This window comes from Promicromonospora sp. NPDC023987, from assembly GCF_040639055.1.
In the GTDB taxonomy this organism is placed as follows: Bacteria; Actinomycetota; Actinomycetes; order Actinomycetales; family Cellulomonadaceae; genus Promicromonospora.
Map to the genome: position 1 here is coordinate 1 of NZ_JBEZZF010000119.1, position 8,431 is coordinate 8,431.

The window sequence follows — 8,431 nt, forward strand, 5'->3', positions numbered from 1 at the left end:
GCGCCGAGTTCATGTCGCTCGCGACAGGCCCGGCATGACCATCACCACGGCGACCCGCCACCTGGCCCGAGCACGCGTAGGCGGCCCCGGCTGGGCGACGCATCGGGCAGGGGCCGAGGGATCAGCTCCAGGGGAGAGCGCTCTCGAACGACTCCCACAGCGAGTCGCGGACGTCTTCCGTGGTGTCCTGGACACCCTGCTCCAGGTCGTCCTGGATCTGCTCGCGCTGCTGCTCGAAGGACTCGCGCGCGTTCTCCGTGGCCTGCTGGGCGTAGCCGACCACGCCCTGCACGGCGATCACGATCACCCACACGACGACGACCAGCCAGAACGGCCACGTGCGCCCGCCGCGGCGGGCGCGCACCGCCCGGAAGAGGTTCACGACGGCGGAGGTCACGATGCCCAGCAGCGGGATGGACAGCTCCGCCATGCGGGGCGCCCACACCGGGTCGAGGTTCAGCATCGCCACCGAGAGGTCGCCGAGCGCCGCGAACAGCGGCAGCCCGGCAGCGCTGGGCATCGCGTCGAAGCCCGGGAAGAGGCGCACCAGCTGGTAGACCGCGATGGCGAGCAGGATGCGCGGGACCCAGCCGAGGATCGCCGCGAGAGCCCCGAGGCCACCGGAGCCTCGGCCCTCGTCATCGCTGGCGTCCCGGTCCTTGCGGCGCGGCGTCGGGCCGGCAGGCGGGACCGGGGGCTGGACCGGGGCGTTCGGCTGCGTGCTGCCCGGACCCACGGGCCGCTGCGCCGGGGCGGGCGCGGTCGTCTGCGCCGGACGCGCGCCCGGCGTCGGCCCCGGACGGAACGCGGGCGCCACCTGTGTGGCCCGCTGGTTCGTGACCGGCGCCCTGCGCTGGGTCGGGTCGCCGGCCTGCCGCCTGGGCACGCTCGCCGTCGGGACGCCGGGAAGCGGCAGGCCGTGGCGCTGCCGGTAGGCGACCCAGCCGTCGTACGTGTCCGCGTAGCCCTCCGGCGTGAAGGCGGGCGCCCAGCGCATCGCGGCCCACAGGTAGTCCTTGATCTCGGCGGGTGCGCGCCCGCCCGCCCGCTGCGGCCCGACGGCGGACAGGTACACGGAGATGACCTCCTCCGCGGCGCCGTCGAACCCGTCGCCGTGCACCTGGTGCAGCCGGCCCATGAGCTGCTGGTCGTAGACCAGGTTGGTGAGCGGCTCACCCTGCCGCACCGGGTTGCTCGCCAGCACGCTGGTGGGCGCGACGGCGGCCGCTGCCCCGCTGCCGGTCAGCACCTCGGTGACGAGGCCGCGCTCGATGGTGGTCGCGTCGGCGGCGGCGAGCAGCATCGGGTCGAGCCTCGCGCCGTCGGACGCGAGCTGGGCGACGGTGCGCGACAGGTTGTGCAGCGGTGGGCGGTCCTCCGGCCGGTGCCGGGTCATCGCCAGGACGAGCGGCAGCAGTCGCTGGTCGACGGGGCCGACGTCGGCCGGCGTCAGGTCGCGGCCCGCGAAGTTGAGGTCGTTGGGCAGCTGGCCCGTGGCGAGGAAGATCAGCAGCAGGCCAAGGCTGTACACGTCGGACCGGGCGTGCGGCTTGCGCACGAACAGCTCGGGCGCCATGTACGAGATGGTGCCAGCGGCGTGCGTCGAGGTGCTGGTGCCGTGTCCCTTGGCGATGCCGAGGTCGATGAGCACGTACCGGTCGGGCGCGGCGATGATGTTGGCCGGCTTCACGTCCCGGTGCAGGAAGTGTGCCTCCTGGAGCACGGCGAGGGCGTCGAGCACGTCCCCGGCCACGCGCAGCACCTCGTGCGGCGACATCGGCCCGTCCGCTGCCACGCGCTGGGCCAGGGTGGGTCCCGGCACGAGCTCCATGGCGAACCACGGCGTGGGGGAGCGCAGGTCGGCAGTGATGAGCTGCGGGAACCCGCGCCCGGCCAGCCGATCCAGTAGCGCCGCCTCGCCGACGAACCGGTCGAGCGAGTCGTGCTCGGAGTTGGTCAGCACCTTGAGCGCGACCTCACCGCCCTGTCCCGTGGCGCGGTATACGTGGGCGAACCCGCCGTGGCCGAGCGAACCGAGCAGCTGGTACGGACCGAGGGTCTCGCCCGTGGCCGGGATCCGCTGGAGGGCGGTGTGCCCGGCGCCCGTGTTCCCGGTGTTCGGCTGCCCGAGGGGAGCCGCTTGCCGCGCGGCCTGCCCGCGCGTGGCCCCGGACGGCTGGACGATCTCGGTCGCAGCTGTAGGCGGCGGCCCGACCCGCGCCGGAGACGGCGCGACGACCCGCGTGGGCGCTGGCGGCGGCGGCACGGCAGCGGTGTGGTCGCCACCCTGGACCGGCTGTCCGGGAGAGTTGGCGGCCGTCATGCGGGTGGTCTGGTCGGACAAGCAAGAACTCCTCAGCAGCGCACCGGGACTACCGGATGGACCTGAGAAAATCTATCAGCGTCCCGCCGCGCCGGTCAGCCGCGCCGGTCAGCAAGGTGCTTGACCCGTGACCTGCTAACCGTTCCCGCCGGGCAGGGCGTCCTCGAGCTTCTCGGTCGCGTTCTGCTTGACGTCCTCGGCGCCCTGCTCGACCTGCTCCTCGACGGACTTCCTGGCGTCGTCCTTCGCGTCCTCTACGCTCTCGTCCACCGACTCCTGGACGTTCTCCTGCAGGTCAGCGGTGGCGTCCTGGGCGTAGCCGACGATCCCGCCGACGGCGAACACCACGATCCACGCGATGATCGCGAGCGCGTACGGCCAGATCGCCAGCGACGTGCTCAGCGAGCGGATCGTGTTGAACAGGCCGGCGAGCGCGATCCCGAGCACCGGGATCGTCAGGTTGGCGGCCTGGTCGGACCACTCGGGGTTGAGGTTGAGCATGGCGAGCACCCCGTCGCCGAGGCCGCGGAACAGCGGGAACTGCGAGGTGTCCGGCATGACGTCGAACCCGGGGATCAGCCGGACGAGCTGGTAGACGCTCAGCGCGAGCAGGATCCGCGGGATCCACGCCAGGACGGCGCCCGCCGTCGAGCCGCCGCCGGACGAGTCGTCGCTCCGGTCCCTGCGCGGCGCCGGCGGCGTCGGCCGGGGTGCCTGCGGGTTGTATCCCTGGTCAAAGGGCTGCGGCTGGCCGGCCGGCTGGCCGTACCCGGGCTGCTGCCCGTACCCGGGCTGCTGCCCGTAGCCCTGCTGCTGGCCGTAGTCCTGCTCGCCCGGGAACGCGCCGGGTGCGTGGGCCTGGGTGGGCTGCCCCGTCTCGTACGGGCGGTACGGCCGGGCGGGCGGCGGGGTCGCGGCCCGGAAGTCACGTCCCTGGTCCCCCTGTGGCATGCCCGACGGCGGGATCACCTGGGTGTGATCGCCGTAACCCGCGTCACCCTGTGGCATCCCCGACGGCGGCAGGACCTGGGTGTGGTCGCCGCCGCCCTGGGCGGGCCAGGTGGCCTGTCCGGGAACCTGGCCGTCTCGGACCGCGTCGAACCGCTGGGTCGCGGCATACGATGACGGAGCATCGGGCTGCGTACCCGGACGACCAGTACGAGCGGGCGGCCGCTGGATCTGCGTGGGGTCATCCGCCGGAGGAATTCGGCGGGTGGGCTCGTCAGACACGCGGAGGCTCCTCGATAGTGGTCCCGGTTTCGACACCTGTTCGCGCGAGAACCTACCAGGTGGGGTGATTGCCCCGTTGGGGTGGCCAGGCGGACGAACATGTCCGACCCTTACATCGGGGGCGAACCACGCGAGCCGCCTACCCAGGAACTTCGGAGGAAACGCATGAGCTCTGACACCGTGCCCCGCTGGCCCCGGATCGACGCGATCGTCCGGGAAGACGGTTCCGGTGAGGTGACGATCGACGGGACCTTCCACCCCATCACCACGGGCAGCCTGGAAGAGGCGCGGGTGGAGGTGCTGCGCCGGGTGACGGAGAACGCCGCGCAGGTGGGTCGGCCCGTACGGGCGTCCGCGACGGGGCCCGAGGGACTCTGGAACCTGATCGTGCACCCGGACGGGACGGTGGTGCCGGAGGAGGACGAGATCGCACCGGTGTCGTCCCCGACACCCCAGGCACCGGCGTCGTCCCCGACGCCGCAGGTGCCGTCGGGCGCGGCGCCGGATGGGATGCCCGGCCCGACGGGGACGCCGGAGCCGACAGGGACGCCGGAGCCGACGGCGACGCCCGGACCGGTGTTCGAGCCGGCGCCGACCGTGGATCCGCCCCCGCGAGCCGCCTCCTCCCCGGCCGAACCGCTCGGTACGCCTGACTCGCTCGGTACGCCTGACCCCGACGCGACCCGGGTATCCGGCACGACCGTGGCGGAGCACGGGACCGGAGCCGTCGGTGCGGACCCGCGCGGTCCCGCCGTCGAGAGCGACCCGGAAGACACCGTGCGTCGTGTCACGAGGCAGCCCGAGGCGCCGCACGCCTCGACGTCCCCGGTCTCGGCCCCGTCCGGGGTGACGAGCTTCTCGCCGGACGGCGGGGGAGCCGGGCCCACGAACGGCTCCGGGGTGGCCGACTGGGTGCGCGAGAACGCCGCCGACGGCACCGCGGGGGGCGGGTCCGGCCTGCCGAGCAGCCTGCCCAGCAGCTCGACCGGCAGCGTGCTGAGCCCCATGTCCGGGCCGGTGGACGCGGTACCGGCCGCGCGGAACGCGGGTGGCAGCCTGTCCGCGCCGCCGTCGGACCCGACGCCCGTGGCCGACGGCGACGCACCGCGCTCGCGACGCGAGGCGCGGGAGTCGTTCCTGACGCACCAGCAGGACGAGGACCCAGCCACGCGCGGTTTCCGCGGGATGATCACCCGGATGGGCATCCGGGTCGGCCCGAGCGAGTCGGAGCGGGCCGAGCGCGCCGACGAACGCGCCGTCAGCCAGCACTGGCCCGGGCCGCGCACCATCTCGATGGTGAACGGCAAGGGCGGCGCGGGCAAGACGCCGTCGACCGTGCTGCTCGCGGCGGTGTTCGCGCAGTTCGGCGGCGCCGGCGTCGTGACGTGGGACAACAACCAGACGCGCGGCACGCTGGGCTGGCGCACCGAGCAGGGCCCGCACGAGTCCACGCTGCTGGACCTCCTGCCGCAGACGGACCGCCTCCTTGGCCCGTCGGCGCAGGCCGCCGACCTCGCGCGGTACGTGCACCACCAGACGCGTGACCGGTTCGACGTGCTGCGGTCCAAGCCGATAGCCATGGCGAACGAGCAGCGGATCGAGTCGCGGGACGTGGACGCGATCCACTCGGTGCTCTCGAAGTACTACCGGATGATCCTCATCGACTCCGGCAACGACGAGTCGGACCCGATGTGGCAACGGATGATCGACCTCACCGACCAGCTCGTGGTGGCCACCACCACGCGCGACGACCACGCGGAGGCCGGTGCTCTGCTGCTGGAGGCGCTCGCGACGCGTGACGGGCGCTCGGCCTACCTGGCGCAGCAGGCGGTGGTGGTCGTGAGCCAGGCCGACCAGAAGGAACCGGCCAGCGAGCTGGAGAAGGTGGCCGACGGATACCGGTCCCTGGCCCGCGAGGTGGTGACCATCCCGTTCGACCCGGCGATGGTCGACGGCCACCTGCGCTACGGCGCGCTCCGCACGGACACCCGCCGGGCCTGGCTCGCCGCGGGCGCGGCGGTAGCGGGCGGGCTCTGACCCACCGGAGCCGTCGAGTGCGGGATCTTCGCCCCGAACCTGCCCGGGCGGGGGCGAAGATCCCGCACTCAGTGCCGGGCTCGAGGGATCAGGCGGGGAAGAGCGCCACGATCTGGTTCCAGACCGCCATGGTGTCGTAACCCATCTCGTTCAGGAACGCCCACAGGATCCCGACGATCGCGTACAGCGACACCGGAACGAGGAAGATCCACTCGCGCACCGAGCCGGCGTTCCCGAGGATCGGGATCGCGATGTTGCCGCCGGACCGCCAGAACATGTCCAGCTCGATGCCGCGCTTGTTGCGCATCCAGTACGGCGACCGGAACTTCAGCGGCCACAGCAGCGGCACCCCGGCGGTGGTGATCATGTCGCCGAGGATGTGCACGATGCAGCCCAGCGCCACACTGAACGGCATCCAGTACCACTCCTCCGGCGCGAAGATCGCGATGAGGACCGCCAGGGTGATGGACGTGGTCCACGGCAGGAGCTTCGTGTCCCGCGTGATCTTGAGCGCCTTGAGCGCGAACGCGACCAGCAGCACGCACATGATGCCGGGGCCGATGAGGATCGTCCCGAAGGCGTCGTTGCCGGTGTCGATGCTCAGGAAGCTGAGCCCCCAGGCGATCGCAGTGAACACCGCGACGCCGAGGATCGAGTGCGTGCCCTTGCGGTGCCCGCCGGACACCGCCTCGATTCCCTTGACCACCACGTCCGACACGGGCGACAGCGAGTTCGCGATGGTGCCGGAGTGATGGTCGGCGTCCGGTAGCAGTGCGGCCCCGGCACAGACGAGGGCGCCCGCGATGACGCCGGTGTCCGTCACTCCTGGGTACCAGCCGAAGGCGATCGGCGTCGACGCGGTGACCGCTACCCAGGCCGCGGCTCCCGTCGCGGCGTGGTTGCCTCCCATCATGGTGGTGTGCGCTCCAGTTCCCGGGTCTCCCCGACGTGATTTCGGGCCGGGTTCGTCCCGGCCGGAGGAAACCCTAGCGCGGGCCACCGACACCGGCCGCGACGGCGCGCCCAGCGGTCTGAGCAGGCCGAACGCACCTTCCCGCGAGCGTGGGGTGGCTCAGGCGCCCGTCACGTAGGCGTAGCGGTGGAAGTGCTCCTCGCGCACGAAGCCCTCCGACTCGTACAGCCCCTGCGCCGCGACGTTGTCCCACGCGGTGGCGAGCGACACGCGGATCGCACCGGCCTCCTTGGCGCGGCGGCACGTGTCCTGCACCAGCGCCCGCCCCGCACCGGTGCCGCGCGCGGCGGGCGAGACGAACAGGTCGTTCAGGACCCACGACTGGCTCAGGCTCACGGACGACCACGTGGGGTAGCTCTGTGCGAAGCCGACCACGCCGCGGCCCGCGGCCGAGTCCTCGGGCTCGCTGCCCTCCGGCTCCAGCACCGCGACCAGCAGCACGCTGTCGCCCGCATCGTGGCGGGCGGTCAGATAGGCGCGCGCTTCGGCGTCGGGCACCTCCTGGTCGTAGAACCTGAGGTACTGACGGAAAAGGTCGACCACGGCATCGACGTCGTCGTCGGTCGCGGGGCGCACATCAACAGACACCTCGCGATCATGTCAGGCCCATGGGGGTGGGCGCCATGACCCTTGGCGATACCAGGGGGCGAGACGGGGGTGATACAGGAGCGGCCCGCCCGGAACATGCCGGACCTCGGAACGGTTGTCAGAGGCGATGAACACCACGCCACGCTTGTCCGTCCTTGACCTCGTACCCGTCCGTTCGGGCCAGACCAGCGCTCAGGCCCTGGCGGCCTCGCTCGAGCTGGCGGTGCTCGCCGACCGCCTCGGCTTCGAGCGCTACTGGTTCGCGGAGCACCACAACATGGCGGCCGTCGCGGCGTCGTCGCCGCCGGTCATGATCGCCGCCGCTGCCGCGCGGACCTCGCGCATCCGGGTCGGGTCGGGTGGCGTGATGCTGCCGAACCACGCCCCGCTCGTCGTGGCGGAGCAGTTCGCGGCGCTCGAGGCCGTCGCCCCCGGCCGGATCGACCTCGGCCTCGGCCGCGCGCCGGGCAGCGATCCGGTGATCACGTCCCTGCTGCGGGCCACCGGTCCGACGGCGGACGTCGACCGGTTCCCGCAGCACGTCACCGACATCCTGAGCCTCATGGGGCCCGACGGCGCCCGCCTGCGCCTCACCTCCGGCGAGATCTACGACGTGCGGGCCACGCCCGCGGCAGCCGGCGTCCCGACCGTGTGGCTGCTGGGCTCCAGCGACTACTCGGCGCGCCTCGCCGCGGAGCTGGGCCTGCCCTACGTTTTCGCTAACCACTTCTCCGGCCAGGGGATGGACCAGATCCTCGGTCTGTACCGCGACGGCTACCGGCCGTCCGAGGAGCACCCGGAGCCGCGGACGTTCCTCACGGCCAACGCGGTGGTCGCGCCGACGTCGGACGAGGCGCACGACCGGGCCCTGCCGCAGCTGCGGCAGATGGCCAGGCTGCGCTCCGGCCAGAGGCTGGGCGCGCTCGAGACCGTCGAGGAAGCGGTGCGCGGCACGGCCGGCGAACCGGCCGACGGCGCGCTCGCGCAGTCCATCGAGGCGATGCGGGCACGCTGGCTGATCGGCGACGCGGCCCAGGTGGCCGCCGACGTGCGCGGGCTGGCCGATCGGTACGGCGTGGAGGAGGTCATGCTCGTGCCCGTCGCCGGCTCCCGTGCGGACGAGCCGCTGGACGCGACCCCTGGGCGGACGCAGACGCTGCAGCTCCTGGCGGACGCGCTGTAACCCGCCGCGCGGGGCCGCGCGGCGCCGCGTGCCTCCGCGTGCCTCCGCGTGGTCGGTAGAACGTCAGGAGGTCGGCAGCCCGGGCTACCGACCTCCT

At 72.9% G+C, this 8,431-nt stretch carries 6 protein-coding genes; 2 read left to right on the forward strand and 4 right to left on the reverse strand.

Going from position 1 to position 8,431, the window contains the following annotated elements:
* Nucleotides 1-121: 121 nt before the first annotated feature.
* Both AB0F40_RS26725 and AB0F40_RS26730 read right to left on the reverse strand, forming a co-directional pair.
* Complete coding sequence (locus AB0F40_RS26725; RefSeq protein ID WP_357475200.1) at nt 122-2,344, reverse strand: serine/threonine-protein kinase; 2,223 nt, start codon at nt 2,342-2,344, stop codon at nt 122-124.
* Nucleotides 2,345-2,458: 114 nt separating this feature from the next.
* Nucleotides 2,459-3,553, reverse strand: a complete 1,095-nt coding sequence (locus tag AB0F40_RS26730; RefSeq protein WP_357475202.1) for a hypothetical protein — start codon at nt 3,551-3,553, stop codon at nt 2,459-2,461.
* Between the two features lie 165 nt (nt 3,554-3,718).
* On the opposite strand from AB0F40_RS26730, the gene AB0F40_RS26735 reads away from it, so the two are divergent.
* The gene (locus tag AB0F40_RS26735; protein WP_357475205.1) at nt 3,719-5,590 is read left to right on the forward strand and encodes an ATPase; all 1,872 of its coding nucleotides are present in this window, start codon (nt 3,719-3,721) and stop codon (nt 5,588-5,590) included.
* Nucleotides 5,591-5,678: 88 nt separating this feature from the next.
* Here AB0F40_RS26735 and AB0F40_RS26740 read toward each other — a convergent pair whose 3' ends face one another.
* Together AB0F40_RS26740 and AB0F40_RS26745 are read right to left on the reverse strand one after the other, a co-directional pair.
* A complete protein-coding gene (locus AB0F40_RS26740) occupies nt 5,679-6,500 on the reverse strand; it encodes a metal-dependent hydrolase (protein WP_357475207.1) in 822 nt (273 codons plus the stop codon).
* Nucleotides 6,501-6,662: 162 nt separating this feature from the next.
* Nucleotides 6,663-7,151, reverse strand: a complete 489-nt coding sequence (locus AB0F40_RS26745) for a GNAT family N-acetyltransferase (protein ID WP_357475209.1) — start codon at nt 7,149-7,151, stop codon at nt 6,663-6,665.
* Nucleotides 7,152-7,278: 127 nt separating this feature from the next.
* Here AB0F40_RS26745 and AB0F40_RS26750 point away from each other — a divergent pair, with 127 nt between their 5' ends.
* Complete coding sequence (locus AB0F40_RS26750; protein WP_357475212.1) at nt 7,279-8,334, forward strand: LLM class flavin-dependent oxidoreductase; 1,056 nt, start codon at nt 7,279-7,281, stop codon at nt 8,332-8,334.
* The last annotated feature ends 97 nt before the right edge of the window (nt 8,335-8,431 follow it).

What these genes read in the sequence shown, in the direction of transcription:
- AB0F40_RS26740 (WP_357475207.1), bottom strand. Translation starts at nt 6,500, where the DNA reads ATGGGAGGCAACCACGCCGCGACGGGAGCCGCGGCCTGGGTAGCGGTC.
- AB0F40_RS26735 (WP_357475205.1), top strand. Translation starts at nt 3,719, where the DNA reads ATGAGCTCTGACACCGTGCCCCGCTGGCCCCGGATCGACGCGATCGTC.
- AB0F40_RS26750 (WP_357475212.1), top strand. Translation starts at nt 7,279, where the DNA reads ATGAACACCACGCCACGCTTGTCCGTCCTTGACCTCGTACCCGTCCGT.